The sequence below is a fragment of the Amycolatopsis sp. NPDC028719 genome (genome assembly GCF_055565395.1).
In genome coordinates, this window is the sequence record NZ_JBVHUL010000014.1 from 197431 (window position 1) to 224301 (window position 26871).

28 protein-coding genes are annotated in these 26871 nt (G+C 72.0%); 13 read left to right on the top strand and 15 right to left on the bottom strand.

What is annotated here, in order from left to right; translation table 11 throughout:
• Nucleotides 1-28: 28 nt before the first annotated feature.
• Nucleotides 29-883: a DeoR/GlpR family DNA-binding transcription regulator gene (locus ACZ4TR_RS44050; protein WP_465294414.1), complete on the bottom strand. Its 855-nt coding sequence runs from the start codon at nucleotides 881-883 to the stop codon at nucleotides 29-31.
• A gap of 194 nt (nucleotides 884-1077) precedes the next feature.
• On the opposite strand from ACZ4TR_RS44050, the gene ACZ4TR_RS44055 reads away from it, so the two are divergent.
• Genes ACZ4TR_RS44055 through ACZ4TR_RS44075 form a run of 5 tightly spaced genes read left to right on the top strand, consistent with a single transcriptional unit; the run spans nucleotide 1078 to nucleotide 5973 of the window.
• On the top strand, nucleotides 1078-2235 hold the full coding sequence (locus ACZ4TR_RS44055; RefSeq protein ID WP_465294416.1) for an SIS domain-containing protein: 1158 nt from the start codon (nucleotides 1078-1080) through the stop codon (nucleotides 2233-2235).
• A gap of 3 nt (nucleotides 2236-2238) precedes the next feature.
• Complete coding sequence (locus ACZ4TR_RS44060; protein ID WP_465294418.1) at nucleotides 2239-3210, top strand: N-acetylglucosamine kinase; 972 nt, start codon at nucleotides 2239-2241, stop codon at nucleotides 3208-3210.
• Entirely contained in the window at nucleotides 3207-4154 is a 948-nt protein-coding gene (locus ACZ4TR_RS44065; RefSeq protein ID WP_465294420.1) for a DMT family transporter, read from the top strand. The genes ACZ4TR_RS44060 and ACZ4TR_RS44065 overlap by 4 nt, the downstream gene beginning before the upstream one ends.
• Nucleotides 4151-5143 (top strand): 1-phosphofructokinase family hexose kinase, encoded by a 993-nt coding sequence (locus tag ACZ4TR_RS44070; RefSeq protein ID WP_465294422.1) that lies wholly within the window; start codon nucleotides 4151-4153, stop codon nucleotides 5141-5143. The genes ACZ4TR_RS44065 and ACZ4TR_RS44070 overlap by 4 nt, the downstream gene beginning before the upstream one ends.
• Nucleotides 5140-5973 (top strand): class II fructose-bisphosphate aldolase, encoded by an 834-nt coding sequence (locus ACZ4TR_RS44075; protein WP_465294424.1) that lies wholly within the window; start codon nucleotides 5140-5142, stop codon nucleotides 5971-5973. The genes ACZ4TR_RS44070 and ACZ4TR_RS44075 overlap by 4 nt, the downstream gene beginning before the upstream one ends.
• Nucleotides 5974-6023: 50 nt before the next feature.
• Here ACZ4TR_RS44075 and ACZ4TR_RS44080 read toward each other — a convergent pair whose 3' ends face one another.
• Both ACZ4TR_RS44080 and ACZ4TR_RS44085 read right to left on the bottom strand, forming a co-directional pair.
• Complete coding sequence (locus ACZ4TR_RS44080; protein ID WP_465294426.1) at nucleotides 6024-6239, bottom strand: hypothetical protein; 216 nt, start codon at nucleotides 6237-6239, stop codon at nucleotides 6024-6026.
• Between the two features lie 14 nt (nucleotides 6240-6253).
• Complete coding sequence (locus tag ACZ4TR_RS44085; RefSeq protein WP_465294428.1) at nucleotides 6254-7300, bottom strand: ferritin-like domain-containing protein; 1047 nt, start codon at nucleotides 7298-7300, stop codon at nucleotides 6254-6256.
• A gap of 156 nt (nucleotides 7301-7456) precedes the next feature.
• Here ACZ4TR_RS44085 and ACZ4TR_RS44090 point away from each other — a divergent pair, with 156 nt between their 5' ends.
• Genes ACZ4TR_RS44090 through ACZ4TR_RS44100 form a run of 3 tightly spaced genes read left to right on the top strand, consistent with a single transcriptional unit; the run spans nucleotide 7457 to nucleotide 9481 of the window.
• On the top strand, nucleotides 7457-8215 hold the full coding sequence (locus ACZ4TR_RS44090; RefSeq protein WP_465294430.1) for an SDR family oxidoreductase: 759 nt from the start codon (nucleotides 7457-7459) through the stop codon (nucleotides 8213-8215).
• A 23-nt stretch (nucleotides 8216-8238) separates the two neighbouring features.
• A complete protein-coding gene (locus tag ACZ4TR_RS44095) occupies nucleotides 8239-9132 on the top strand; it encodes an RNA polymerase sigma-70 factor (protein ID WP_465294432.1) in 894 nt (297 codons plus the stop codon).
• Nucleotides 9116-9481, top strand: a complete 366-nt coding sequence (locus ACZ4TR_RS44100) for a sigma-70 family RNA polymerase sigma factor family protein (protein ID WP_364514939.1) — start codon at nucleotides 9116-9118, stop codon at nucleotides 9479-9481. Before ACZ4TR_RS44095 ends, ACZ4TR_RS44100 begins: the two co-directional genes overlap by 17 nt.
• A gap of 40 nt (nucleotides 9482-9521) precedes the next feature.
• Here the strand turns inward: ACZ4TR_RS44100 and ACZ4TR_RS44105 are convergent, their stop codons facing one another.
• Nucleotides 9522-9890, bottom strand: a complete 369-nt coding sequence (locus ACZ4TR_RS44105) for a cupin domain-containing protein (protein WP_364514936.1) — start codon at nucleotides 9888-9890, stop codon at nucleotides 9522-9524.
• A 217-nt stretch (nucleotides 9891-10107) separates the two neighbouring features.
• On the opposite strand from ACZ4TR_RS44105, the gene ACZ4TR_RS44110 reads away from it, so the two are divergent.
• Complete coding sequence (locus tag ACZ4TR_RS44110; protein ID WP_465294434.1) at nucleotides 10108-11352, top strand: peroxidase family protein; 1245 nt, start codon at nucleotides 10108-10110, stop codon at nucleotides 11350-11352.
• Nucleotides 11353-11375: 23 nt separating this feature from the next.
• Here the strand turns inward: ACZ4TR_RS44110 and ACZ4TR_RS44115 are convergent, their stop codons facing one another.
• A complete protein-coding gene (locus ACZ4TR_RS44115; RefSeq protein ID WP_465294436.1) occupies nucleotides 11376-11855 on the bottom strand; it encodes a MarR family winged helix-turn-helix transcriptional regulator in 480 nt (159 codons plus the stop codon).
• Nucleotides 11856-11940: 85 nt separating this feature from the next.
• Here ACZ4TR_RS44115 and ACZ4TR_RS44120 point away from each other — a divergent pair, with 85 nt between their 5' ends.
• A complete protein-coding gene (locus ACZ4TR_RS44120) occupies nucleotides 11941-13065 on the top strand; it encodes an NAD(P)/FAD-dependent oxidoreductase (protein WP_465294438.1) in 1125 nt (374 codons plus the stop codon).
• 10 nt (nucleotides 13066-13075) lie between these two features.
• Here the strand turns inward: ACZ4TR_RS44120 and ACZ4TR_RS44125 are convergent, their stop codons facing one another.
• From ACZ4TR_RS44125 to ACZ4TR_RS44140, 4 genes are all read right to left on the bottom strand, one after another.
• Complete coding sequence (locus ACZ4TR_RS44125; protein ID WP_465294440.1) at nucleotides 13076-13741, bottom strand: response regulator; 666 nt, start codon at nucleotides 13739-13741, stop codon at nucleotides 13076-13078.
• Nucleotides 13734-14996: a sensor histidine kinase gene (locus tag ACZ4TR_RS44130; RefSeq protein ID WP_465294442.1), complete on the bottom strand. Its 1263-nt coding sequence runs from the start codon at nucleotides 14994-14996 to the stop codon at nucleotides 13734-13736. Before ACZ4TR_RS44130 ends, ACZ4TR_RS44125 begins: the two co-directional genes overlap by 8 nt.
• A gap of 65 nt (nucleotides 14997-15061) precedes the next feature.
• On the bottom strand, nucleotides 15062-16363 hold the full coding sequence (locus tag ACZ4TR_RS44135) for a serine hydrolase domain-containing protein (protein WP_465294444.1): 1302 nt from the start codon (nucleotides 16361-16363) through the stop codon (nucleotides 15062-15064).
• Nucleotides 16364-16592: 229 nt separating this feature from the next.
• Nucleotides 16593-17756, bottom strand: coding sequence for an acyl-CoA dehydrogenase family protein (locus tag ACZ4TR_RS44140; protein ID WP_465294446.1), 1164 nt, complete (start codon nucleotides 17754-17756; stop codon nucleotides 16593-16595).
• 182 nt (nucleotides 17757-17938) lie between these two features.
• On the opposite strand from ACZ4TR_RS44140, the gene ACZ4TR_RS44145 reads away from it, so the two are divergent.
• Complete coding sequence (locus ACZ4TR_RS44145) at nucleotides 17939-19150, top strand: oxygenase MpaB family protein (RefSeq protein WP_465294448.1); 1212 nt, start codon at nucleotides 17939-17941, stop codon at nucleotides 19148-19150.
• 35 nt (nucleotides 19151-19185) lie between these two features.
• Here the strand turns inward: ACZ4TR_RS44145 and ACZ4TR_RS44150 are convergent, their stop codons facing one another.
• Nucleotides 19186-20355 carry a TetR/AcrR family transcriptional regulator gene (locus ACZ4TR_RS44150; protein WP_465294450.1) on the bottom strand — a complete coding sequence of 390 codons (1170 nt, stop codon included), beginning with the start codon at nucleotides 20353-20355 and terminating at the stop codon, nucleotides 19186-19188.
• A gap of 268 nt (nucleotides 20356-20623) precedes the next feature.
• On the opposite strand from ACZ4TR_RS44150, the gene ACZ4TR_RS44155 reads away from it, so the two are divergent.
• Nucleotides 20624-20791, top strand: a complete 168-nt coding sequence (locus ACZ4TR_RS44155) for a hypothetical protein (protein WP_465294452.1) — start codon at nucleotides 20624-20626, stop codon at nucleotides 20789-20791.
• Between the two features lie 45 nt (nucleotides 20792-20836).
• Here the strand turns inward: ACZ4TR_RS44155 and ACZ4TR_RS44160 are convergent, their stop codons facing one another.
• The 5 genes from ACZ4TR_RS44160 to ACZ4TR_RS44180 all read right to left on the bottom strand — a co-directional run bounded on the left by ACZ4TR_RS44160 (nucleotide 20837) and on the right by ACZ4TR_RS44180 (nucleotide 25152).
• Nucleotides 20837-21130 carry a DUF1330 domain-containing protein gene (locus ACZ4TR_RS44160; RefSeq protein WP_465294454.1) on the bottom strand — a complete coding sequence of 98 codons (294 nt, stop codon included), beginning with the start codon at nucleotides 21128-21130 and terminating at the stop codon, nucleotides 20837-20839.
• Nucleotides 21131-21154: 24 nt separating this feature from the next.
• Nucleotides 21155-22570: an MFS transporter gene (locus ACZ4TR_RS44165; protein ID WP_465294456.1), complete on the bottom strand. Its 1416-nt coding sequence runs from the start codon at nucleotides 22568-22570 to the stop codon at nucleotides 21155-21157.
• The gene (locus ACZ4TR_RS44170; RefSeq protein WP_465294458.1) at nucleotides 22567-22929 is read right to left on the bottom strand and encodes a MarR family winged helix-turn-helix transcriptional regulator; all 363 of its coding nucleotides are present in this window, start codon (nucleotides 22927-22929) and stop codon (nucleotides 22567-22569) included. The genes ACZ4TR_RS44165 and ACZ4TR_RS44170 overlap by 4 nt, the downstream gene beginning before the upstream one ends.
• Nucleotides 22930-23320: 391 nt before the next feature.
• Nucleotides 23321-23956, bottom strand: coding sequence for a response regulator transcription factor (locus ACZ4TR_RS44175; protein WP_465294460.1), 636 nt, complete (start codon nucleotides 23954-23956; stop codon nucleotides 23321-23323).
• A complete protein-coding gene (locus ACZ4TR_RS44180; protein WP_465294462.1) occupies nucleotides 23947-25152 on the bottom strand; it encodes a sensor histidine kinase in 1206 nt (401 codons plus the stop codon). The genes ACZ4TR_RS44175 and ACZ4TR_RS44180 overlap by 10 nt, the downstream gene beginning before the upstream one ends.
• A 607-nt stretch (nucleotides 25153-25759) precedes the next feature.
• Between ACZ4TR_RS44180 and ACZ4TR_RS44185 the strand changes: the two genes are divergently transcribed.
• Nucleotides 25760-26680, top strand: coding sequence for a CPBP family glutamic-type intramembrane protease (locus ACZ4TR_RS44185; protein ID WP_465294464.1), 921 nt, complete (start codon nucleotides 25760-25762; stop codon nucleotides 26678-26680).
• Nucleotides 26681-26871: the final 191 nt, after the last annotated feature.

Consider the following 26871-nt stretch of genomic DNA (forward strand, 5'->3'; position numbering starts at 1 on the left):
AGTGGATCGCCGACGCGCCAGCGTCTTCTCACGCGATCGATCGGCGGTTCTCCCCCTGCGCGGGCACGTCCACGACCGTCACCCGCACTCCTCCCGCCCGGATCGCCGCCACGCCCGCCGCGTCGGCCGATGAGTCCGTGATCAGCTCGTCGACCTCGGTGATGTCGCCGATCCGCGCCAGTGTTCGCTTGCCGAGCTTGCTGCCGTCCGCGATGACGATCACCCGTTGCGCGCGGCCGAGCATCGCGCGGTTCGTTCTCGCCTCGTTTTCGTCGTGGGTGGTGATGCCGCCCGCCGCGTCGATGCCGTCGACCCCGATGAAGGCCGTGCCGATGTTGATCGACGCCAGCACCTGCTCCGCCCACGGGCCGACGAGCTCGTAGGACCGCGGCCGGGATACGCCGCCGACCACGACGAGCTTCACCCGGGGCCGCAGCACGATCTCCATGGCCGTGTTCAGCGCGTTGGTCACCACCGTGAGGTCCGCGCGGTCGGGCAGCTCCCTCGCCAGCTCGCCCGTGGTCGTCCCGCCGGTCAGCGCGATCACGTGCGGGCCCGTGGGCAACCTGCGCACCGCCTGCCGGGCGATCGCCCGTTTCGCGTCCCTCGACCGGCCTTCCCGGTACCGGACCGGCAGCTCGTAGGCCACCCCCTGGGCCAGCGCGCCGCCGTGGGTCCGGGTCAGCAGCCGCTGCTCCTCCAACGCGGTCAGGTCCCGGCGCAGCGTGGCCTCGGAGACGCCGAACCGGCGCGCGAGCTCACCGACTCGCAGGCGACCCGTTTCGCCCAGTTCGCGGACCATCTCCGCCATCCGTTCGGACCGGGACGCGCGCCGCCGGGGCCGCCCTTCTCCCGGCGGATCGGCGACATCAGGAAGGCTCATACTTGCACACTATACGACTATTTCGAACACTTTCGTGCATCTATCCGACAACTCACCAGCGGCGACGCGGCAAACGAACATCCGCGATGCTCGTTTGCGCGACAACTCTTGCTCACCGGACACGGCACGACGTACCAAGAGCGGACCGCATGGCGGAGCCGGCCGAACCGGCCATGACCCGAAAGGTGATGTGGGTGTCAGTGCACCAAGAGCAGCCGGGGCACCGGAAGCAGCCGGGCGAAAGCCGCACCGCCGGCGAGATCCGGCAGCAACCCGGTACGTGGCCCGAGGTGGCGCGGACCGTCGCCGCCGCGCGGGCCGACATCGACCGCCTGCTCGGCGACGCGCTCGTCGACCCGCGGACCCGGATCGTCCTGACCGGCGCGGGGACCTCCGCCTACATCGGCGAAGTCGTGGCCCCCGACCTCGCCCGGCACCTCGGCCGGCCGATCGAGCCGATCGCGACCACGGACATCGTCGCCGACCCGCACTCCGTGGTCGTCGACGACCGGCCGGTGCTGCTGGTGTCGTTCGCGCGCAGCGGCGACAGCCCCGAGTCGATCGCCGCGGCCGAACTGCTGCAGCGGCTCACCCCCGCGCTGCACCACGTCGTCATCACCTGCAACGCCTCCGGCGCGCTCGCCCGCCGTTGGGCCGACGCCAAGAACGCCGTCGTGCTGACGCTTCCCGAGCAGCTGAACGACCGCGGCTTCGCCATGACGTCGTCGTTCACCGGGATGACCTTGGCCGCCCTGCTCGCCCTGGGCCTCGAGGTCGACGTGGCAGGCGCGGCCCGGGCGGCCTCCGCCGTCCTGGACACCGCGGCGAGCCGGGCGGAAGCGATCGCCGCCACCGAGCCGGCCCGGCTGGTCTACCTCGGCTCCGGCGCGTTCAAGGGACTGGCCCGCGAAGCCGCGCTGAAGTGCCTCGAACTCACCGCCGGCGCGGTCGTCGCGGTCGCCGACACGCCGCTGGGCTTCCGGCACGGTCCCAAGTCGGTCCTCGACGAAGGGACCGTCGCGATCATCTTCCCGTCCGGCGATCCGTACACCCGCCGCTACGACGACGACATCACGCGCGAGCTCGTGGAGTCCCTGGGGGCCGGGCGAGTGCTGGTGATCGGCTCGGACGGCGACGCCCCGGCCGGCGCCGGTGAGTGGCCGATCCCGGGGATCGCGCACCTGCCCGGCGCCCTGCGAGCCATCGTGGCCGCCATCCCGGCGCAGTCGATCGCCTTGGCGTGTTCGCTCGCGCAGGGCCTGACCCCCGACAACCCGTTCCCCGGCGGCGAAGTCAACCGCGTGGTCCGCGGCGTCGTCATCCACGAGTTCCCGAACCCGGCGAAGGGCTGAGCCATGTTCCTCGGTGTGGACGGCGGCGGGACGAAAACCGCCTTTTGCCTGATCGACGCGCAGGGACGCGTCGTCGCGGAAGCCCGCACGGCCGGCCTCTACTACCTGCAGCAGGGCATCGACATCGTCGAGCCGTTGCTGCGCCAGGGAATCGGCGAAGTCTGCGCCACCGCGGGCATCGACGTCGCCGCCCTCTCCTACGCCTTCTTCGGCATTCCTTGCTACGGCGAGGTTTCCGCCGACGTGCCCGTGCTCGACGCGCTCCCCCGCCGCATCCTGGGCGACGTCGGTTACGCGTGCGGCAACGACATGATCTGCGGCTGGGCGGCCTCCCTCGGCGGCGCGGACGGGATCAACGTCGTCGCGGGCACCGGGTCCATCGCCTACGGCGAATACCAAGGCCGGCAGTGGCGGGCCGGCGGCTGGAGCGAGCTGTTCGGCGACGAAGGGTCCGGCTACTGGGTGGCGGTCCAGGGTCTCGGCGCGTTCTCCCGGATGAGCGACGGGCGCCAGCCGCCGAGCGCGCTGGCCGAAGAGATGCGCCGGGCGCTCGGCCTGACCACCGACCTCGACGCCATCGACATCGTCATGAACCGGTGGCACGGGGACCGCGGGAGGATCGCGGACCTCAGCAAGGTCGTCACGCGCGCCGCGGAAGCGGGTGATCCCACCGCGGCCGTCATCCTCGGGCGCGCCGGGCGGGAGCTCGCCCTCCACGTCGAAGCCGGTGCCGCCGCGCTGGGGTTTGAGCAGGACCGGACCGTGCCGGTCTCCTACTCCGGCGGCATGTTCGGCTCGGCCCACCTCCTGGGTTCCTTCCGCGAAACGCTCCAGCACGGCAGCCACGGCTACGAACTGCGAGAGCCCCTGCTGCCTCCGCACGTCGGCGCGGCCGTCTACGCCGCCCGGCTGGCGGGCCACTCCATCCCGCTCGACCGGATTTCCGCCGTCCCCACCTTGGAGGGGTTGTCATGAGCGCATCGACGCGCCGCGCCGCCTGGATTCCCTACGCCGGCCTGCTGGTCCTGTTCTGGGGTGTCTGGGGCGCGTTCTCCAGCCTGCCCACCTCCCGCTACGGCTACCCCGACCCGATGGTCTACGTCATCTGGTCGATCACCATGCTCATCCCCGCGTACTTCTCCCTGCGCGGGCAGAAGATCGACCGCCGCCCGATCGCCGCGGTCTACGGCCTGCTGATCGGCCTGACCGGCGCCGGCGGGCAGCTGGTGCTGTTCAAGGCGCTCACCATCGGGCCGGCCTACATCATCTTCCCGATCGTGGCGCTCTCCCCGGCGATCACCGTCTTGATGGCCTTCGCGGCCCTGCGCGAACGGCTCACCGCGCTCAGCTGGATCGGCGTCGCCCTCGCCCTGGTCGCCATCGTCCTGTTCTCGGTGTCTTCGGGCGACTCGCAAGAGGCCGGCGGAACCTACCTGTGGCTCGCGATCCTGGTCTGCGTCGCCTGGGGCGTCCAGGCGTACTTCATGCGCAAGGCCGCCGTCGTCGGGGTCAACGACGCGACGACCTTCGGCTGGATGACCGTCAGCGGGCTCCTGCTGATCCCGGTCGCGATCATCATGATGGGCGGCCTTCCCCTGTCGTTCCCGTGGCAGGCTCCCGCCCTGACCGCGATCACGCAGCTGCTCAACGCCGTGGGCGCGCTGTTCCTCGTGATGGCCATGAGCCGGGGCAAGGCCACGATCGTCGCGCCGATCACCAACGCGCTGGCGCCCGTGCTGACCATCGTGCTCTCGCTGATCATCTTCCAGACCCTGCCGACCGGTTTCCAGGTCGCCGGCATCGTGCTCGCCCTCGTGGGCTCGTCGCTCATGGTCTACAGCACGGAGAAGAGCGGCGAAGAGCCGGCCGCGCAGCTGCCCGGAGCCACGCCGGCCGATCGGCGGGAAGCCGCGTCGTGAGCACGCGGATCCGGATCGCCGACAAGGTGTCCCCCGGGCACCGGAAGATCCTCACCGTCACCCTCAACCCCGCGATCGACGTCACCTACCGGGTCGCCGGGCTGGCGGTCGGCGAGACCGTCCGCGTGGCGAACGTGCGCAGCCGCGCCGGCGGCAAGGGCGTGAACGTCGCCGCGGTGGCCCGGCACCTGGGCAGCGACAGCCTCGTGCTGGCGTTGACCGGACGCACCGAGCCGGACGAGTTCCGGGCCGGTCTCGACCGGCTCGGCCTCCCCCACCACCTGGTCCCGGCGCTGGACGCGGTCCGCCGGACCGTGGCGGTGGTGGAGGACGACGGCGTCACGACGAGCTTGCAGGAGCGCGGTCCGGCCGTGGCGGCCGGAATCCGGGACGAGGTCATGGCGGCCTTCCGCGCCGAGCTGGTGGCCGGCGTGGGCGCGGTGGTCATCTCCGGGAGCGTGCCGCCCGGGCTCGGCGACGAGACACCCGCCCGGCTGGCGGTGCTCTGCGCCGACGCCGGCATCCCGGTGGTGGCCGACGTCTCCGGCGCCGCCCTGCGCGCCGCGGCGAAGACCCGGAGTGTGCTCGTACCCAATCGCGACGAGCTGTCCGAGCTGGCCGGAAAGCGCCTTCACGATCCCGGCGAGGTCGTCGCGGCCGGCCGGCAGCTGGTCCGGGACGGCGCAGCCGCCGTGGTCGCCACGCTCGGCGAAGAGGGCGTGATCGCGGTGACCGCCGGCCACGAGTTCGGCGTCCGGCCGGTCGAGCGGGTCGTCGGCAACCCCACCGGGGCCGGCGACGCGGCCGCCGCCGCACTCGCCCGCCACCTCGCGGCCGCCGGTGCCGTGTCCGAAGTGGACTGGCCGGCCGCGCTGGCCGACGTCGTCGCGACGTCGGCCGCCGCTGTCCTGCGCCCCGTCGCGGGCGAAGTCGATCTCGAGGCACGAGCCGGCTGGCTCGGTGCCCTCGCCGTGAAGGAGACCGCGTGAACACCGACGCCGAGACCATCTTCGCCGGCCTGCGAGCGAAAGGCGGGGCGATCGGGGCGTTCAACGCGATCCTCCTGGAGCACGCGGAGGCCATCGTGGCGGGCGCCGAGCAGGCCGGTCTCCCCGTCATCCTGCAGATCTCCCAGAACGCCGTCCGGTACCACGGCTCCCTCGACCCGTTCGCCACGGCGTGCCTCAGCATGGCCGGCGCCGCCACGGTGCCGGTGCTGGTCCACCTCGACCACATCGAGGACGAAGCCCTGGTCGACCAGGGTCTCGCGCTGGGCATCCGGTCGATCATGTTCGACGCGGCGAGCTCGGCCTACGCGGAGAACGTGACGCGGACCCGGGCGGTCACCGAGCGGTGCCACGCCGCGGGCTGCTGGGTGGAGGCCGAGCTCGGCGAGATCGGCGGCAAGGACGGCGCGCACGCACCGGGCGTCCGGACCGCGCCGGCCGAAGCGGCGGCGTTCGTCGCCGCGACCGGTGTCGACTCGCTCGCGGTGGCCGTCGGGTCGTCGCACGCGATGGCCGGCCGCGACGCGGTACTGGACGACGAGCTCATCGGCCGCCTCGCCGCCGCCGTGCCCGTGCCGCTGGTCCTGCACGGCTCGTCCGGAGTACCCGACGACGGCGTCCGGCGGGCGGTCGAGCGCGGCATCCGCAAGGTCAACGTCGGCACCCGCCTCAACCAGGTCCTGACCGGCGCGGTCCGCGCGACGCTCGCCGAGCGGGAGAGCCTGACCGACCCCCGCCGCTACCTCTCCCCCGGCCGCGACCGGATGCGGGACGAGGTCGCACGGCTCCTGGAGCTCCTGGCCGGTGCCTGAGCTCCGTTCCAGGGCAGCGGGTCCTGAGCAAGTCGGTGTGCTCGCCGCAGCTACCGGTTCCCCCTTTCCGTCTCCTCGACCGCTTCGACCGCGTCGAGCAGACCCCGGAGGTTGACCTCGTAGATCTGGGCTTCGGCGGGGTCGAACCGCCATTCCGAAACCGCCGTGCGGGCGGCGTCCTCGGGATGGCTCGACTCGGCGATGTCCAGCTCCGCCGCCACCTCGGCCTCGAGCCCGTGCAGGAACTCGTCGTCCGGCTTGTTCATCGTTCTCCCCGCCTTCAGTTGCGCCGCTCGGGTGGCACGTACTCGAAGGTCGGACCCGCGGTCGTCTTCCCGTCGCCGGTCGGCATCTTCATCAACGCCATCGCCTGGTTGCGCAACCCGAACATCGTGCCGACGGCGTCCATCAACTGACCCGGGTCGCCGTTGAAGGCCTCTTCCAGCTGGTAGAGCAGCAGGCTGTACGTCTGGTTGAACTCCTCCTGGGCGACGCGGACGGGGCTGCCCTCCGGGTAGTCGGCGGTCCGCGGGTTGTGCCGCATCGGCAGCACACCGGCGAAGTCGACCGCGATCTCCTCGCCGGTCGGCCCGGACTGGGGTGTGTCGCCGGTCCGGAAGCGGCGGCCGAGCCGGAGCTCCTGGAACCGGTAGTAGTGCGCGACCTCTTCCCGCTCGGGGTGGAAGACGTCGCGATCGCCGTCCCACACGTCGGTGCGCGCGGCGCCCTCGCCCTGTTCGATGACCTCGTCCAGCGCGGCCAGTGCCGACTTCAGGTCGTGGACCGGCAGCACCTCGCCGCCCCCGCCCCGCAGGTGCAGCTCGCCGATCTGCCGGGCCGGATCGCCGCTGAACACCTGCTCCTCGCCCAGCTCGTCGCACAGGGTGCGCAAGCCGGCCTCGATGGCGGCGTAGAACTGGCCGATCGTGCGGTACTCGTCGGTCTGCGGCGGCGCGTCCGCCGACGCGGGCTGCTCGATGCGCAGGAACAGCTCGAGGGCTTCAGGGCCGAAGGGCACCAGGTGGACGTGCACGGACCGGTCGCCGTGCGGCAGCGGGTGCGGGTACGGCGGCAGCAGGTCCGGCGTGTCGAGCTCGGGCGAGCCGCCGACGGCGTTGAGCAGGTTCGCGGCCAGCGCGAGGTGGATCATCTCCTCGGCGAGGACCGTGCCCACGACCTGGGCGGCTTCGGGGTTGCGGGCCGGGTCGAGGGAGTACAGCGCGCACAGGTACGGGGGAATCGTCGCGTGCTCGAGCTCGATCGCCCACTGCAGGTGGCGACGGAGATCGTCGATCGTGTCGATGGCGTGGGCGCCACTGGTGTCCATGCGGTTCCTCGGTTCGTCGGGTCGGGTGTCGCCAGCCAGGACCGGACGCCACCGCGGTTTGTGACATCGGGCTTGTCACAAACCGGCGGGCTGTCCTGTCTTGACTGGCGAACGACGTTCCCGGAGCGGCCGGGACGCGGGAGGAGAAGGCACCTCATGAAGATCGTCGTGATCGGCGGCAGCGGGCTGATCGGCTCGAAACTCGTCCGGAACCTGGCCGGGCACGGCCACGAAGCGATCCCCGCGTCACCCGACACGGGCGTGAACACCCTGACCGGCGAAGGGCTGGCCGAGGTCCTGGACGGCGCCGAGGTCCTCGTCGACGTTTCGAACTCGCCCTCGTTCGCCGACGACGCCGTGCTGGACTTCTTCCGCACCTCCACCGGAAACCTCCTCGCCGCCGGGGAGAAGGCGGCGGTGGGGCACCACGTGGCGTTGTCGGTCGTCGGCACCGAGCGGCTCACCGAGAGCGGTTACTTCCGCGCGAAGATCGCGCAGGAAAAGCTCATCAGGGAGTCCGGACGGCCCTACTCGATCGTGCACGCCACGCAGTTCTTCGAATTCGTGGGCAGCATCGCCCAGGCGGCGACCGAGGGGAACACCGTGCGCCTGTCGGACGCCCGCATCCAGCCCATGGCCGCCGAAGACGTGGCCGCCGCGGTCGGCCGGGCCGCGGTCGGCACACCGCTGAACGGCACCGTCGAGGTGGCCGGTCCCGAGCAGTTCGGGCTCGACGAGCTGATCCGCACCGGCCTGGCCTTCCGCGGTGACGCCCGCGAGGTCGTCACCGACCCGGGCGCGCGCTACTTCGGTGCCTTGCTGGACAGGGACATGCTCCTGCCCGGTCCGGACGCACGGCTGTCCGCCACCCGGTTCGCCGACTGGCTCCCGCTGAACCCGCCGCCGGCGAAGTGACGCCCGAGGTGGCGGACTCCGGGGTGAGTACCGATCTCGAGGCCGCCACGGCGGCGTTCACGCGGGTGCGGCCGCGCCTGTTCGGGATCGCCTACCGCATGCTGAGCAGCGTCACCGAGGCCGAGGACCTCGTGCAGGACGTCTGGCTGCGGTGGCAGGCGTACGACCGGTCCACGGTGGACAGTCCGGAGGCCTTCCTGGCGACGACGACCACCCGGCTGGCCATCAACGTCCTCCAATCGGCACGCAAGCGGCGGGAGACCTACATCGGGCCGTGGCTGCCCGAACCGGTCGACACCGGCGCGGACCCGTACCTGGGCGCCGAGCGCGGTGAAGCGCTGGAGTTCGCGGCCCTGCTGCTGATGGAGAAGCTCACCCCCGGCGAACGCGCGGCCTACGTGCTGCGGGAAGCCTTCGACTACTCCTACGCACAGATCGCCGAGATCCTGTCTTCGAGCGAACCCGCGGTGCGTCAGCTGGTCAGCCGGGCCCGCAAGCACATCGCGAGCGAACGGCGCGCACCGGTGACCGCGGCCGAGCAGCGGGAGCTGCTGACCGCGTTCCTCGCCGCCGCCCGGTCGGGCGACCTGACCGCGTTGGAACGGCTGTTCACGCCGGACGTGACCAGCCTGTCCGACGGCAACGGCCGGAAGGGGGTCGCCCGCACGCCGGTCGTCGGCGCGGCGCGGGTGGCGAAGTTCCTGAGGGCGATCTCCACCTGGTTCTGGGACGGCGTCGACGTGCGCTGGGCGATCACGAACGGGCAGACGTCCGCGGTGCTGCGCCGGGACGGCGCCCGGTACGGCCTGCTCACGGTCGGCGCCACCACCGAAGGCATCGATCAGGTCCTGTGGCTGGTCAACCCCGAGAAGAACCAGGCGGTGTCCGTGGGGACCGAACGTGCTCGACCGGCATGACCGGGTCGTCCGCAGGTTCGCCGAGGCCTGCCGGCGCGGAGACGTCACCGCACTCGCGGCCGTCCTGGACGCCGAGGCCGTCGCCACGGGTGACGGCGGCGGGCTGGTGCCCGGCCCGGACGGGCCCGCGCACGGTGCGGCGGACGTCGCCCGGATGGTCGTGACGTGGCTGTGCGGCCGAGCGGGCACCGAGCTGACCGTCGAGTCCGTGAACGGCCGCGCCGGACTCGCCCTGCGCCGCGGGTCCCGCGCCGTCGCGGTGGTCGGTGCCGAGACGGCCGGGGCCAAGGTCACCGCGCTCTGGATCGTGCTCAACCCGGCCAAGCTGGGCGGCTGGCACCGCGGTTGACCGGGCCCGCACCGCGTCGGCCGTGCGGGCCCGGTCTCTGTCATTTCCTCGACCAGCCCTTCGCCCGGAGTTCGTCCTCGGCCACGAGGTCGACCATCGGCTTGCCCGGTTCGCAGAGCATGGTGACGGTGAACCGCACCGGGACGTCGTCGCGGTTGTTGCCGTCCTGGTAGTGGATGACGTCGCCGCCCGGCTCCCAGAACGCCTCCCCGGCACGCACCACGCGCGGCGGCTCGCCTTCGAGCTCGAACACCATCTCGCCCTCCAGCACGTAGCCGAAGGCCGGTCCGGGGTGGCGGTGCGGCGGGGTGCCGGGGTCGCCCGGCGGGTACTCGATGACGATGGTCATCGCGTGCGCCCCCTCCGGGATGAAGGGCGGTTTCGCTTCCTGGAGCACGGTCAACGACATGGAAGAACCTCCTCGACGAACGGGTACGCCCGCTAGGACCGGACAGCCGGGCGATTTGTGACTCGCGGGGCTGTCACACACCGCGGGACCGGCTTGTCTTCACTGGCGCCGGGATCGCGAGGATGCCCGGCGGACAGGAGGTTTTGCCGTGACGAGCGTGGTGGCAACCGCTGAGGCGGGGCACCCATCCCCTACCGCGCCGGGCCGGTACGGGCGCATGTTCCCCGGCCTCGCCCCCCTGGTCACCGACCCGGGGCTGCCGGCGCACGGGGGCGGCCACGACGGGATCTGCGACGCGGCGGCGCCCGGGCCGGGCGGCGACGACGCGACCGAGTCCGCCGGGTGGCCGTTCTTCGGGCAGTTGATCGCCCACGACATCACCGCGGACCGCTCTTCCATCACCAGCGGCGTGCGCCCGGGAGCGCTTCGCAACGCCCGAGAGCCGAAGCTCGACCTGGAGATGCTCTATTCCGACGGTCCGGTCGGTTCGCCGTTCCTCTACGACAGCGGGGATCCGGCGAAGTTCCTGCTCGGCCGCCCCGACGGGGGCGACGTGCCGCGGAACCGGCAGGGCGTGGCGCTGATCGGCGACCCGCGCAACGACTCGCACCTGTTCGCGCTGACCCTGCACGCCGCGATGCTGCGGGCGCACAACCGCATCGTGGATCTGCTGCGGGACGACGGCGTGACCGAGGTTTTCGACCAGGCGCGGCGGGCGCTCACCTGGCACTACCAGTGGATCGTGGTCCACGACTTCCTGCCGAGGCTCGTCGGGCCGCCCCTGGTCGAGCAGGTGCTCGCGACGGGCGGCCGGTGGTACGCGCCGCCGCCGGGACAGGCCGGCATCCCGCTGGAGTTCTCCCACGCGGCCTTCCGCTACGGCCACGGCCAGATCCGCCACGCCTACCGGCTCGTCCGCGGCGGCCCCGAACTGCCGCTCTTCCCGGACCTCGTCGGGTTCCGGCCGGTGCCCGCCGGCCGGCGCGTCGATCTCGCGCTGCTCTTCGACCTGCCCGGCCACCCACCGGCGCAACGGGCGAAACGCATCGACGGCCGGCTTCCCTCGAGCCTCATCGCCCTGCCCGAGCAGATCACCGGAGCCGTCGACGTGCCCGCCCACCGTTCACTCGCGGTCCGCGACCTCCTCCGCGGCGAGATCACCGGCCTGCCCAGCGGCGAAACCGTCGCCCGCCACCTCGGCGTGCCCCCGTTGCCCACGCACTTCCGGCCGCACGGCACTCCATTGTGGAGCTACATCCTCGACGAAGCCCGGCACCACGGGGACGGCGACCGTCTCGGCCCGGTCGGCGGCCGCATCGTCGCGGAAGTCCTGATCGGACTCCTGCGCGCCGATCCGGCGAGCTACCTGAGCCAGGAATCGGACTGGCGACCGACCCTGCCCGCCGCGGGACCGGCCTTCGGCCTGGCCGACCTGCTCACCCTGGACCGCCACGACGACTGAACGCCGCGCGGGGACACGGATTCTCAGGATTCGGCGGGCTCGGACGAGGCCGCCGTGAGGTGCTCGATCAGGCCGGTGCTCCAAGCGCCGATCGCCGCGGCCTGCTCGGGGGTGAGCCGATCGAAGGCGAGGCGGCGGATCGTGCGTGCGTGCCCGCGGATCGCGCGCTCGACCACCTCCTCGCCCGGCGGCGTCAGCGCGATGCCGGTCCGGCGGCCGGCCGCGCCCGCTTCGCTTCGCTCGAGCAGCCCGCGGCGCTCCATCCGCGTCAGCTGGTGCGCGACGCGGCTCTTCTCCCAGCCGAGCGAGCCGGCCAGCTCGGTGACCCGCATCCGTCGATCGGGAACTCCTTGCAGGGTCACGAGAATGCTGAACTCGGCCTTGGAAATGCCGAAGTCGCGCTGCAAGACCCGGTCGACCTCGCCGGCCAGCAGGCGCTGGGCCCGCATCCACGCGTCCCAGAACGCCCATTCCTCCGGCGACAAGGATGCGGGATCGGCCATGCGGGCATCCTACCAACCGAGTTGACGCGGCAACTCTTCTGCTAGAGTTGTCACGTCAACTCTAGGTCGGTGGAAGGTGCAGCACATGAGCTCAGCAGTCGTGGTCGTCGGAGGTGGCTATGCCGGCACCCTCGTCGCGAAGTCCTTGGACGGCGACGCGAAGGTCACCCTCATCGATCCCCGGGACGCGTTCGTCAACTTCTCGGGTTCGCTGCGGGCGTTGGCGCGTCCCGGCTGGGCGCACAACCCGTTCTTCGCCTACCGGACCCTGCTCGAACACGGCGACGTGCTCCAGGACACCGTGACGTCGGCCGACGCCACCGGCGTCACCCTGGCCGCCGGTGGCCGCGTTGCCGCCGACTACCTCGTCCTGGCCACCGGGTCGAGCCACTCCTACCCGGCGCACCCCCGGCACGCCACCACCAGTGCGGCCCAGGCCGTGGCGGATCTGCACGTCACGAACGACCAGCTCGCGCGCGCCGGACGGGTGCTGATCCTGGGTGCGGGCCCGGTCGGGCTCGAGCTGGCGGGCGAGATCCGCGAGGTGTGGCCGGACAAGCGCATCACCATCGTCGATCCGTCGGCCGAGCTTCTGCCCGGCTTCCTCCCCGAGGTGCGCGACGATCTCCGGCGCCAGCTCGAGGAGCTGGAGGTGGAGCTGCGTCTCGGAACGTCCCTGACCACCCTGCCGCCCGTCGAGCCCGCGACGGAGACGACCTTCACGGTGCGGACGGACACCGGCGAGCCGATCACCGCCGACATCTGGTTCCGCAGCTTCGGCGCGCGGGTCAACACGGGCTACCTGGAGGACGGCGCCCTCGTCGGGCTCACCGAGCGTCGCACGGTTCCGGTCGACGACCACCTGAACGTGGCCGGCTACCGGAACGTCTACGCGCTCGGCGACATCGCCGACCTGTCCGACGCCAAGATGGCCACCCACGCGCAGACGCAGGCGCCGGTCGTCGTCGAGAACATCCGGGCCCAGCTCCGGGGCGAGCAGCCCGCGGCCGTGTACGAGCCGGGATCGGTTCCGCGGATCCTCCTGCCGTTGGGCACCCGCGCCGGCGTGGGTCAGCTCCCAGGCCCCGGAGGCGGCGCCGTCGCGGCCCCGCTGGAAACCGTCATCCAGCGCAAGGGATCCGACCTCTTCACCTCCCGGTTCGCGGAACGCTTCACCCCGGCCGCCTCCGTCTCGCGATCCGCGCCCTGAGTCTCGGTTCTCAGTTCAACGTCTCTCGGGCCAGCAACGCCGCCTGCGCGCGGCTCTGGCAGCCGGTCTTGGTGAGCATGCGGCTGACGTGCGTCTTCACCGTGTGCAGGCTGACCACGAGCCGGTCGGCGATCTCCGCGTTGCTCAGGCCTTCGCCCACCAGGCGCAGGACGTCGCGTTCTCGCGGGGTGAGGCCGGCCAGGCGGGCCGGCTCGGCGTGGTCCGGTGACCGCCGGGTGGTGAGGTGGCTCGCGATGATCCGCTGGGTGACCGCGGGGCTCAGCGTGCTGTGCCCGGCGGCCGCGGCGCGCACCGCGGCGGTCAGTTCCTCGTAGGAGCTGTTCTTCAGCAGGAAGCCCGTCGCGCCGGCGGCGAGCGCCTGGTCGACGTACTCGTCGACGTCGAACGTGGTCAGCATGAGCGCCCGGGTGCGGCCGGGTCCCAGCAACCGGCGCCGACCCAGCTCGGCCAGGGCCCACAGCCCGTCCCGGCGCGGCATCCGGATGTCCAGCAGCACGACGTCGGGTTTCCGCCGGCCGCACACCTCGACGGCTTCTTCCCCGTCGCCGGCCGTGCCGGTCACGGTGATTCCTTCCTGGCCGCCGAGGATCGCGGCCAGGCCGTCGCGGACGATCCACTCGTCGTCGACGACGAGCACGGTGATCGGCTCAGGCACCGGCGGCGTCCACTGTGTCCGATGTGGCCGGTGTGTCCACTGTGTCCACTGTGGCCGGTGCCACCGCACCCGGCGGCAGCGTGGCCACCACCCGGAAGCCACCGTCGGCGGTGGGCCCGGTGCGCAGCTCGCCACCCAGGACGTCCACCCGCTCGCGCATGCTGACCAGCCCGAGCCCGGTGCCCCAGCTCGGCTCGCCGGGCTCGGCCGGTCGCGCGTTGACGATCTCGCAGCGCACCGACCCGGCGTCCTCGGCGATGGTGATGTGCACCGGCGCTCCCGGCGAGTGGCGGCGCGCGTTGGTGAGCGATTCCTGCACGATGCGGTAGACGGCGAGCTGCGCCGGACGCGGAAGTGCGGCCACGTCGGCCTCGATCCGCGCGTCGACGGGCGTGCCGGCGGCTCGGCTGCGCTCCAGCAGGCCGGGCAGCTCACCGGCGCCGGGCACCGGGTTCAGGGGCGCCGGGTCGTCGGGGTCCCGCAGGATCCGCAGCAGGTCGCGCAGTTCGCCACCGGCCTGCCTGCCCGCGCCGGCGAGGCCGTCGGCCTGGGCGCGGGCCCAGTCCGGCAGCTCGTCACGGCGAGCGCGCAGGGTCTCCGCCTGCACCACGAGCAGCGTCAGCGAATGCGCGACCACGTCGTGCATCTCACCGGCGATCCGCCCCCGTTCCCGTTGCGCGGCCTGGTGTTCGCGCAACCGCTGCTCCCGCACCACGTCTTCCACGCGCCGCTCGGTGGCGGCGAGGTGCGCACGGTGGTTGCGCGCGGCGAAGCCGGTGGCCCAGGCCAGCGGCATCGGGGCGAGGATGGCGACCACGTCCGCGCCGCCGCGGAAGGCACCGGCGGTGGTGGTCAGGTGGTTGATCCACACCCCGGCGGCGACCAGCGCGCTGCCGCCGAGCGCGGTCAGCGCCGCGCGCCGCCAGCTCTCGCAGAGGCTGCCGACCCCGTACAGCGCGACCGCCAGCGACAAGCAGACCAGCGGGGTCAGCTTCGTGCCCGCGGCCGCGCCCCCGGTGACCGCGGCCACCAGGGCGCCGGTGACGACCAGGAACGCGGTCAGCGGCCACCGGCGCCGCACCAGCAGGGCCACCGCCGCGACCACCTCGAAGGCGGCCAGCAACCACCAGGCCCGCGCCGAGCCGTCCGCGCTGGGCTGCAGCAGCAACGGCGGGCACACGGTCAGGACGACGAGCCCGGCGTCGGCGGCACGGAAGCGCCACCCGGTACGCCGGTGGCTCGCGGCTTGCGTCATTCCGCCGACTGTAACGAGGTCCGGTCCGGGCATCGTCACTCCTTCGAACGAGATCGGGTGCCGGGTCAGCGGGAGCCGGCCGGGACGGGCTTGCCCAGCATCGTGCAGATCGCGGCGTCGACCACCTTCTGGTCCGCGGCGCCCGTCGCCGGGGCGTGCAGCCCGAACAGCGTCGTGGTCACCACGCTGACCGCGCGCTCGCCGGTCGCGTCGGTGTAGTTCTGGCTGGAGTAGCCCGCCATCCCACCGGTGTGTCCCCAGACCGGTCCGCACGGGCTGCAGTACTCCTCGATGCCGAGCCCGTAGCGCGAGCTGTTCGGGTCACCGGCGGTCTCGGCCACGGTCTTCTTCATCTCGGCCAGCTGGGCCGGGGGCAGCAGGGCACCGGAGGCCAGCGCGCGCAGGAACCGCTGTTCGTCGGCCGGGGTCGACACGATGGCCGCGGCGGCCCAGCTCCAGGCCGGGTTGACCGAGGTCACCAGCACGTGCTCGCCCCGGGCCGGGCCGGCGAACGAGGTGCCTTCGGGGGCACCCGGCGGCAGCAGCGGCGCAAGGTGCTCGGCGTCCGGCTCGTAGGCGGCGGCCAGCTTCGCGCCGTCGCGCGACCGGCCGTCGGCGGCGAAGTAGGTGTCGTGGAGGCGCAGCGGCTCGATGATGCGCTGCTGCAGCAGGGTCGCCAGGTGCTGGTGGGTCGCCTTCTCCAGCACCAGGCCCAGCGCCACGTAGTTCGTGTTGCTGTAGCCGTACCGGGCGCCCGGCACGGACGCCCGCGGGTACTGCGCCGCGACGGCCAGCAGCTCCCGCGGCGTCACCGCCGAGGGGTCCGTGCCGGTTTCCCGGGCCAGGACGGTGGGGTCGTTGATGTAGTCGAACAGGCCGCTGGTGTGGTTCAGCAGCATCCGCAGCGTGATGCTCCGCCCGCCCGGCACCAGGCCCGGCAGCCACTTCTCCACCGGGTCCGACAGCGACAGCCGGTGCTCGGCGACCAGTTGCAGCACCAGCACCCCGACCATGGTCTTGGTGTTGGACCCCATCCGGAACTGGTCGTCGGCGGAGAGCCGGTGGTCGGCCCGGGTCCACGCGGCCTGCTTCGCGAGAGAAAGCGTCCGTCCGTCACCGGTGCGCACCCGCACCACCACACCCGGCACGCCCGCGTCGAGGTCCTGCTGCATCAGCGCGGCCAGCTGCCGCGTCGCCGGATCACCGCCGAACTCCTGCGGGCTGCTGTCGGCGGCGTTGACGATCCGCGGCGCGCTGTCGCCGGGATCCGCGCAGGCCGTCAGGGCGGCGGCCGCGACGAGGGTGGCGGCCACGGCCACGCCCGCCCGTCGGGTGGGCAGGTGCGGTCCGGCGAATCGGTGACCCATGGTGTCCTCCTGAGCTGGTTCCCGTTGCGGGGCAACGGCTGTACCAGACCCATTCAGCCAGGGACGCCGCACGGGATCGTCACTCGTTGTCGCCGTGTTCGCGCGTCGCCGGTCGCTCTCCCGGAGGAGGAGATCCGCCGGCGGATCATCCCAAGGAGTGACGCCGCCGGATCAGAGCTGGGAGGCGCCGCCGTCCACCGGGACTCGGCACCGGTGGCCGAAGCGCACCTCACAGGCCCAGATCGCGGCCGACGATCTCCTTCATGATCTCCGTGGTGCCGCCGTAGATGGTGGAGATGCGCGAGTCGAGGTAGTCGTGCGCGATGCGGTATTCGAGCATGTAGCCGTAGCCGCCGTGCAACTGCAGACACCGCCCGACGATGTCGACGTACTGCTCCGTGGCCCAGAACTTCGCCGCCGCCGCGTCCACAGCGGACAGTTCGCCGCGGGAATGCCGGGTGAGCAGGTCATCGAGGTAGCTGCGGCTCACCCGCACGGCCGTGACCATTTCCGCCAGTTCGAAGCGCGTGTTCTGGAACGACCCGATCGGCTTGCCGAACGCCGTGCGCTGCTTGACGTAGTCCAGGGTGCGCTCCAGCACGCCCTCCGAGGAAGCCACGGCGTTGGCGGCGATCGAGATCCGCTCCTGGGGCAGGTTGCGCATCAGGCCGGGGAAGCCCGCCCCCTCCTCGCCGAGCAGGTTGGCGGCGGGGACCCGGACACCGTCGAAGAAGAGCTCGCTGGTGTCCTGGGCGTGCAGGCCGATCTTCTCCAGGTTGCGGCCGCGGGAAAACCCGGCGCGATCGGCCTCGATGACGAGCAGGCTGAGCCCGCCGTGGCGGTCCTGTGCGGTCCGGACGGCGGTGACGACGAGGTCGGCGTTCTGGCCGTTGGAGATGAAGACCTTGCTGCCGTCGACCACGTAGTCGTCCCCGTCGCGGACGGCGGTGGTGCTGATGCCGGCCAGGTCGCTCCCGGTTCCGGGCTCGGTCATCGCGATCGCGACGACGAGCTCCCCGGCAGCGATCCCGGGCAGCCAGCGGGCCTTCTGCTCGTCGTCGGTCAGGTCGGTGAAGTAGGGCACGACGATGTCGTTGGAGAGCGCCACGCACGCGAGCCCGTCCGACACCGGGTTGCGCGAGAACTCTTCACCGATCACGGCGTTGAAGCGGTAGTCGGTGATGCCGCCTCCGCCGTACTCCTCGGGGATGGAGAAGCCGAGAATGCCGGCGCGGGCGGCCTCCCGGAAGAGCTCGCGGTCGACTTTGCCCGCCGCCTTCCACCGCTCGGCGTGCGGCGCGGCGTGCTTGTCGACGAAGGCGCGGACCGTGTCCCGCAGGAGCTCGTGGTCCTCGTCGTAGAGCGGCCGGTTGGCCGGGAAGACAGTCGTCACACGAACTCCTTCGACGTTGCGAACCGGTTCAGGCCGGTCAGGGCCTTGCTGGAGGGCACCCCGCTTCGATATGTTAACGAGAAATCGCACAACTAGACAAGCTCGGGTACGACGATGTGCCATCAAGTCCAGGCCAGACAGCAGAGATGCACGGTTACGCCTCCAAGGAAGCAGGTATGTAAATGAGCAATCTCAGCAGGCGGAGTGTCTTGTCCCTCGGCGCGGCCCTGGGGCTCGCCGGTGTGGCGAGCACGGCCGCCCCCGCGTGGGCCTGGTCGTCCACCGGCTCGGTGGCCGGCACCGGCTCGGGAGCCGACCCGTGGCAGGTCTGGGACGACCCGGTCGACGGTCTGGTGGCATCGCTTCTCGACAACGGCCAGGTGCCGGCGGTCAACGCCGCGCTGGCGTCGTGGGCGAACAACAACGACCCGGTGCCCGGCAGCCTGCCGGCCGCTCTCGCCACCCACCTTCAGCAGGCCAAAAACCTGCCCGCCTGGGCCGACCGCGCCAAGCTCCGGCTCGCCGCCGACTTCAACCGGCGCAAGGACACCTACCTGTTCATGCTCTACGGCCTGGGCAGCGGCATCATGAGCACGGTCATCCCGCGCGAGGCCGAGTCGGTCTACTGGTCCGCGGGCGGTGCCAACATGAAGGACCGCGCGGCCAAGACGTTCACCTTCGGCTACGACCTGAGCGAACTGACCGCCTACGAGCCCACCGGTCAGTTCGTGGTCACCGCCAGCAAGACGCGGCTGGTGCACGCCGCGGTGCGTCACCTGCTGCCGCAGTCGGCGCACTGGAAAGCCACCACGGACACGCAGATCCCGATCAGCAACGGCGACATCCTCGTCACCTTCCACAGCCTGGGCACCTTCGTGCACCGGAAGCTGCTCGAATGGAAGGTCCCGATGACGGCCGCGGATGAGGAGGCCTTCCTGCACATGTGGCAGGTCGCCATCCACCTGCTCGGCGTGCGGGACGAGTTCATCCCCAAGACGTGGGCCGACGCGAACGCGCAGTCGGCGTACGCGCTCACGCCGATCCTCGCCCCGACGACCGAGGGCAAGGCACTGGCCCAGGACCTGCTCGGCCTGACCGCGCAGGTCGACCTCGGCGTCACCCGCGGATTCCTCAACGAGTTCGTGCGCTACGTGCTGAACGACAAGATCGGCGACTGGCTCTCCCTGCCCCGCGACTACGCGGCGGCCGCCCTGGTCCGCACCGGGTGGCCCGCCTACATCGCGTTCCGCGAGGGGCTGTTGCCCGTGCTGCCCGTCGGGTTCTCCATGTTCGACCAGTTCGTGCGCGCGCTGGCGATGCTGTTCCTCAACAACGGGACCTCACCGGCCGGCACCACCATCGTGATCCCGACCGGGAACCGGCCCGGCGCCTGACCCGGGCGTCCGACGGCGTGACGGCCCGCGAGCCGTCACGCCGGGAGACCCAGCGCAGCCACGACCAAGGCGGTGACGGCGCCGCGATGGTCCGGGCCGTCCTGCCACCGCAGTCTCCGGCCGGCCTCGACCACCACGCCGAACCCCGCGTGCACCAGGGTCCGGGTCTGGCGCGGGTCGAGGTCCGGACGAGCCAGCCGCAGCTGCTGCTCCCAGATGGCGATGTGCTCGCGCTGAGCGACGGCCAACGGGCGCTGCAAGGCGGCCGGCAGGCCGGCGACCTCGGCGTCGGCGACGCTGGTGAGGGCGGTGTGCTCGAAGCTGTAGGCCACGTACGTCGCCGCCAGGGCGACCACGGCGTCGTGCGGGCCGGCCACCCCGTGCAGGTTCTGCTCCACCGCTTGGGACAGCAGCCCCGCCGCCTGCAGGCACGCCGCCGCCAGGATGTCGGCCTTGCCCGGGAAGTGGCGGTAGATCGTCGACGGGACCAGCCCCGCGGCCTCGGCGATCCGGCCGTTGGTGACATTGGCGAAGCCGTCCCGTTCGAACAGCGGGATGGCGGCGGCGAGGATTTCCGCGCGCCGGGTGCGCGGCACGGGCAGGACGGGCAGCTCGACGGTTCGCGCGCTCCCGACGGGCGCCGCCGGGCTGGTCGCGACCACGCGCAAGGCCGACTCCAGCAGCAGGTCCTCGGCCCGGCGCGGGGCGATCGAAGTGCGGTGCATCGTGACCGACGCGATCGCCCCGAGGGCCGCCGCGGCCCGCAGGTGCTCGTCCGGCAGCGGGTGCTCGCGCCGCACGACCTCGGTCACCCGCTCGACGACGTGCGCGAACTTCGCCTTGAGGACCCGGCGGTCCGCCCGTTCGAGATACCGCGCCTCCCACCGGTACAGCCCGCCCGACGCGCGATGGGCGACGGTGACCCGGGTGACAGCGGCGAGCAGGTCCGCCAGGGCCGCCTCGGGCGGCACCTCGTCGACCGCGGCGACGAGCCGGTCGACCATGACGTTCGCGCACTCGGCGAACAGCGCGTACTTGTTCGGGAAGTGCCGGTACAGCGCCGCCGCGGTGATGCCCACGGTGGTGGCGATCTCCTCCATCGACGCGGCGTGGTAGCCGCGCTCGCTGAACACCCGGCCCGCCGCCTCGACGATGAGCTGTCGGCGGTTGCGCGGGCGGGTGGCCGCGGGCGACCCGGCGGTCATCGGCGGACCCGGGCGAACGGACGCGGGAGCAGGGCCATGCGTGCCAGTCAATCACGAGCCGGACCGAGGGCCCGAGGTCACGCGGACGACAACGGCCAGGCGTCTACCTGACTTCCGCCTCGACGGCGCCGCGGCCGTGTGCGGCGCTCGGGAACGGTGTTGCCGCCCCGACCTGTCACCCCCGAAAAGGGCAGCGAGCCAGACGCCCCTCGGACCCGGGAAGGCCTGCCCGACGCGAGGGCTCCTGCCCAGCTCCCACGACGCCCGGATGACCCACATCGGCCGCTGGAACCTCGCCGAACGTCCCCCCGCCGACCTCGAGGCCGACATCCATGCCGCGCCGCCGCCGGGAACCGTCGCCGGCCTGGACATCACCGCCGATGCCACTGGCCTGACACTGTTCGCGACGGTGCGGCGCGCTGACGAGCCGGGGTGATCCCCGCAGCCGGCGTCGTGTTCGCCGCCGATGCAGCCTCGATCGTCAGCCGAGGCCTTCGACGATGCGGAAGTCGCGCTCGACGCCGTCGGCGAGTGCGGCCAGCGCCTCCTGGTAGGCCGCACTCTCGCGCGCCGCGACCGCCTGCTCGAAGCTGTCGAACTCGATCAGGATGGTGCGCTCGGCGATTCCGGCGTCGTGCGCGAGGACCCGGCCGTCCCGGGCGAGCACCCGCCCGCCTGCGGCCTTGACGGCCGGAGCAGCCAGCTTGTTGTAGGCAGCCAGCTTCTCGCGGTCCGAAATGGTGCGGTAGACGCTGACCCAGTAGCCCTTGGGCATGGACCCTCCAGTGTTGGGGATGACTTACGGGTTGGTCTCGGACGAGCGTCGGCGGGCGAGAGCGAGGCTCGTCAGCGTCGTGACCGCCATGGCGCCGATGCCGACCAGCGCCGCGGTGGTGTAGGCGCCCTCGTCGGGGAAGAGGTGGCCGGGGCCGGTGCCCGCGGCGAGGATCAGGCCGCCGATCGCGCTGCCCAGGGAGTATCCGACGCTGCGGACGACGTAGTTGAAGCTCATGGCGCTCGACGTCTCGCTCTTGGGGGTGACGGCCAGGATGACACCGGGCATGGCGGCCGCGAAGCTGCCGACGCCGAAGCCCAGCACACCCATGGCCACGAGCAGTTCGGCCAGGGTGGACCGGGCGGTGGCGAACAGGACGAACCCGCCGCCGACGATGGCCGCGCTGCCGGCCAGGAGCAACGGGCCGTCGATCCGTTCCCGGACCCGCGGCGTGAGCTTGCCGGCGACGAACCCCAGCACGGAGAACGGGATGAGGACCAGCCCCGCCACGAAGGTGGTCAGCCCGAAACCGTAGCCGGCGCTGTGGGGCGTCTGCGCGTAGCGGGTGATGAGCGTGAGCAGGAGGTACATGCCGCTCCCGCCGACGAACATGGCGATGTTCGCCCCGGCGACCGCCGGGTGCCGTACCGCCCGGACGTCGACCAGGGGCGTCTTGGTTCGCAGTTCGGAAACGGTCCAGACGCAGAGCAACAATACGGCGGCGACGGCAAGGGCCACCGCCACGGCGAGGTGCCGGCTCCACAGGCTCCTCTCGCCGGCCAGGAAGAGGACGAGGAACAGTCCACCCGCCAGGACGAGCGCACCGGTCACGTTCACTCGAGCGGAGCGGCCTGCGGGAGCTGCCGGCACCGAGCGCCACGCGGTCACGAAGGCGATGGCGGTGACGAGCAAGCCCAGGCCGTAGGCGGCCCGCAGTCCGCCGAGCTCGGCGAGCAGCGCGGCCAGCGGGTAGCCGACGCCGGCTCCGATGATGGAGACCACCGAGATCAGGGCGATCGTGGCCGCGCTGCGCGCCTCGGGAAGATGGTCGCGGGCCACGCCCATCATCAGCGCCGTGAGACCGAGTCCGACGCCTTGGGCCGCTCTGCCCACGAGCAGCCACGCGAACGGCAGCGGCAGCACGGTGAGCGCGCTGCCGACGACGACGATCGCCAGCGTGACGAGGATCGTGGCCCGCCGGCGCGGACCGGCTCCGAGCCGGCCGAGGACGGGTGTGGCGACGGCACCGCTGAGCAGGGCGATGGTCAGCGTCCACTGCGCGCTGTCGAGGGAGACGGGGAACGTGGTCGCCACGCTGGTGATGAGCGGCGTTCCGAGGCTGGCGACCGCCGCCACGACCAGGGCGATGAACATCAGGGCGGGGACCAGCAGGCGGGCCTCGGAACGGATCAGCTGGTCATGAGCCCGGGCCGCGGTCACCGGTCCGCCCCCTCTCGGGCGCGGCTTTCGAGCTCCGCCAGATGCCGCAGCGCCGGAAGGGCGGCCGCCAACGCCTCGACCTCGTCACCGGGGAGTTCGTCGATCAACCGCGCGTACGCGTCGACGCCCGCCTGGCGTCGCGTCCGGACGTACGACGCGCCGGCCTCGGTCAGGCACACCAGCGTGACCCGCTTGTCGGAAGGATCGCCCGTCCGCTCGACCAGCCCGGCTTCCTCCATCACCCGGACCAGGACGGTCATCGCGGGCTGGGTGACGCCCTCGGCCGCCGCCAGCTCGGTGATCCGTCGCGGACCGGTCTTGTCCAAGGTGGCCAAGGTGGCGGCGGACGTCAGGCTCATGTCGCGAGGAAGGCGTCTCACGGCCCTGGTGGCCAGACCGTAGAGGGCTGACCCGATGGCATCGGCAGCGCCCGGCGCGGCGTCTCGGCGACTCACCCCTGAAGCATAGCAGACTTATATAAATTACTTATGCATCTCCCGCTCGGGGTTCGGCGGTACGCACGGCTTCGTCCCTCGGTCGGCCGGCGGGCGGCCGCGCACCCCGGGCCGCGATGGAGCACTCGCCCACCAACCGGACGTCCTGACGGGTGATCACCCGTCGACGTCCGCGCCCTTGAACCACTGGCGTTGCTCGAGAACCGGCCCGGTCCCTCACTCAGTGGTACGGGTCGCGAGTGACAGGTCGGGTTCCAAGCCGACTTGCTCGTGCGACATCCGTGGCGCTCCGGCCTCAGGCATTGACGTACGCCAGCACCGCCAGCACCCGGCGGTGTCCGCTGTCGCTCGCGGGCAGGCCGAGTTTGCGGAAGATGTTGCCGATGTGCTTGGTCACCGCGCGCTCGGTGACCACCAGCTCGCCGGCGATCGTCAGGTTGTCCAGTCCTTGGGCCATCAGGTGCAGCACCTGCTGTTCCCGCGCGGTGAGGCTCTGCAGCGGGTCGCGCTTGTTCATCAGCTGCGACACCACTTCCGGGTCGAGCGCGGTGCCGCCCGCCGCGACGCGTTCGAGTGCGTCCAGGAACTCCTCGACCCGGCCGACGCGGTCCTTCAGCAGGTAGCCGGTGCCGGCCGCGCCCGTCTCCAGCAGCTCTTTCGCGTAGGCCTGCTCGACGTACTGGGACAGCACCAGCACCGGCAGCCCGGGCAGGTGGTCGCGGGCCTCGATCGCCGCACGCAGGCCCTCGTCGCGGAAGGACGGCGGCAGCCGGACGTCGAGCACCGCGATGTCCGGCCGGTGTGCGAGCACTGTCGGCAGGATTTCCGGGCCGCTGGCCGCGATGCCGACGATCTCGTGCCCCGCGCTCTTGACCAGCAGCGAGATCCCCTCCCTCAGGAGGGCGTTGTCCTCGGCGAGCACTATCCGCATGGCAGCAGTACCTCGATCGTCGTTCCCGCGTTCGCCGGGCTGTCGATCCGGGCGGTGCCGTCGAGCGCCGCCACCCGGCGCCGGATGCCGGACAGCCCGCTGCCGCCCCGGACGTCGGCGCCGCCCTGGCCGTCGTCTTGCACCGTGACACGCAGGCTTTGCCCGTCGCCGTCGAGGACGACTTCGGCGTGCGATGCCGTGCTGTGCTTGGTGACGTTGGTCAGCGACTCGGCGATGACGAAGTAGGCCGCCGCCTCGATCGCCGCCGGCGGGCGCGGCAGATCGTCGGGGACACGCACGGTCACCGGGATGCGCTGGCCGCCCGCCAGCGCGTGCACGGCGCCGGTGAGCCCGCGGTCGGCGAGGATCGGCGGGTAGATGCCGCGGATGAGGCTGCGCAGGTTGCCCAGGGAGTCTTCGATGCCCGTCCGGGCGTCCTTCACCAGCTCGGCCGCGGGGCTGCCCGGCTCGCCCGCCAAGGCGCGCGCGGCGAGCCCGAGCCGCACCGAGACCGCGACCAGCTGCGCTTGGATGCCGTCGTGCAGGTCGCGCTCGATGCGGCGCAGCTCGGCACCGTGCGATTCCAGCGCCTCGGCCCGGGTTTCGGTGAGCCGCTCGACCTGCTGGGCCAGCAGCTCCGCCTCGTTCGGCCCGAGCAGCGACCGCGCGAGCCGCAGCTGGCCGCGCGCGATCAGCGGCACCAGCCACACCACTGCGGCGGCGTAGACCACTGCCTGCAGCGGCGCCAGGGTGAGAGCCTCCGGCCACGTCCGGATGATGACGAACATCCCGGCGAAGCTTTCCGGCGGGAACAGCCACCAGTACAGCGGGATCGTGGCACTCTCGGCGATCGCCGGCCACAGCATGATGCCCAGCAGGCCGAGGAACGTGCCCGCGAACCCGTGCACGGCCATCCACACCAGAGCGCGCCAGGTCGCCGGGTCCCGCACCGCGCGCAGCCGGCCACCGCGCTCGGCGTAGGCGGCTTCCGGCAGCGGGTACCCGAGGTGGCGTCCGGCCCGCTCACGCTCCAGCCCGGCCAGGACGCGCACCGGCTTCAGCACCGCCGGCCCGAACGGCAGCAGCAGCACCAGCAACGGCAGGACGATCACGCCTGCCAGCGCGGGCAGCGCCGTTTGCAGGCCCGACGCGAGCACCGCGGTGGCAGCGGTGCTGCGCTTGATCGCCGTCCTCATCGCCGCCCCCCTGCCTGGGTAGTGCTGCGACTCTACTGAACCCCCCGCGGGGGTGTAGCTGGCTACACCCCCGGTTCGGGTGTGCGGGGGCGTGTGCCGCGCCTTTCCTGCTCCTAGCGTCGGATCAACGCGGACAGGTGAAGGAAGACGGCGATGGCAGCAGTGGCGAACGAACTCGAATACGCGGTGCGGATGGACTCGGAGTGGACCGGCCGACGTCGGGGCGCATCATGCTCGGCGACGCCGAGTTGACCGGGCGCCGCGAGGCCGAGCTGACCGCGTTGCGGCGCGAGCGGACCGGGTTCGTGTTCCAGTCCTGCAACGCCGGAACACATCGCCGAGCGGATCACCCACTTCGGAGAGTGGCGAGGCGGCCTTCGTAGCCGTGATCGTGCCGGGGTCGGTCGCTGTCCTGCCACCCCGGGGCAGCATCGGCATCGGCCTGACCGGGACGGCGCCGCACACCGCGCCCCGCCGGGATCCTCGCCGCCGCTGCCGTCGCCGGCCGGGGCGCCATCGCCGTTCCAACCCCGTTCGTCCTCCGCCCGGCCGCAGTCACGGCCATGCGCGTCGGCGAATGAATGTCCGCGCTCGAGAAAGGGAAACCATGGCGGAACCTGAAAAAACCGGACTACGCGGCCTGATCGCCCGATACCCGCTCATCAGTTTCTTCACCCTCGCGATGGGGTTGAGCTGGATCGCATGGACGCCGTACATCCTGGGCCGCAACGGCCTCGGCGTCGAACCGGAGATCGCGTTCCCGGAGATCATGGGCACGACGCAGCTGTTCGGCGTGCTGCCGGGCGCCTACCTGGGTCCGATCCTGGCGGCTTTCCTCGTCACGGCGGCCGCCGAGGGCCGCCCGGGCCTGCGGCGCTGGGCCGGCCGGCTGCTCAAGTGGAAGGTGAACTGGCGCTGGTACGTGGGCGCGATCCTCGGCGTCCCGGCGGCGCTCATCCTGACCGGCATGGTCCTGAACGGCGGTGAAGCCCACGTACCGGGCGCGGCGGTGTTCGTGGCCCTGGTGCCCGGGCTGGTGTTGCAGATGGTCACCACCGGCCTCGCGGAAGAGCCCGGCTGGCGCGACTTCGCGCTCCCGCACCTGCAGCCGAAGTTCGGCCCCCTGCGCGGAACGCTGATCCTGGGTCCGCTGTGGGGCCTGTGGCACCTGCCGCTGTTCTTCTCGGAGTGGGGCCGCTGGCCGGACGTGACGGTCTGGACGATCGTGGTGTTCATCGCGACGACCACGTTGTTCAGCATCCTGATGACGTGGGTGTTCAACCGCAGCGGCCAAAGCCTCCCGATCGCGATGCTGGTCCACACGGGCGTGAACAACACCATCTCGGTCGCGTGGGCGGACGTGTTCCCCAACGCGGGAGCCGACGACGTCGCACTGGTGTTCCTGGTCTCGTCGGCCATCGCGGCGGCGGCAGTGCTGATCGCGACCCGTGGGCGATTGGGCTACCGGCCGGAAGCCGTGGCGTCGCCGAGCACGTCGGCGCAGGTGTCCTCGCCTGGAGGCGGGTGACGACCACCCGTGCGGCGAAGCCCCGGCCAGGCCGGGGCTTCGCCGTGTGCAGGTCATTCGCTTTTACCTCCGTCACGCGCAGCGAGCCAGAGATCGAAACCAGCGGCGACGAGCTGCTTGGCCGTTTCGAACCCACGTCGTTACGGCGGGACCTGCTCATCGGATCGCTCACTGCTGCTGTCACCTCCGTG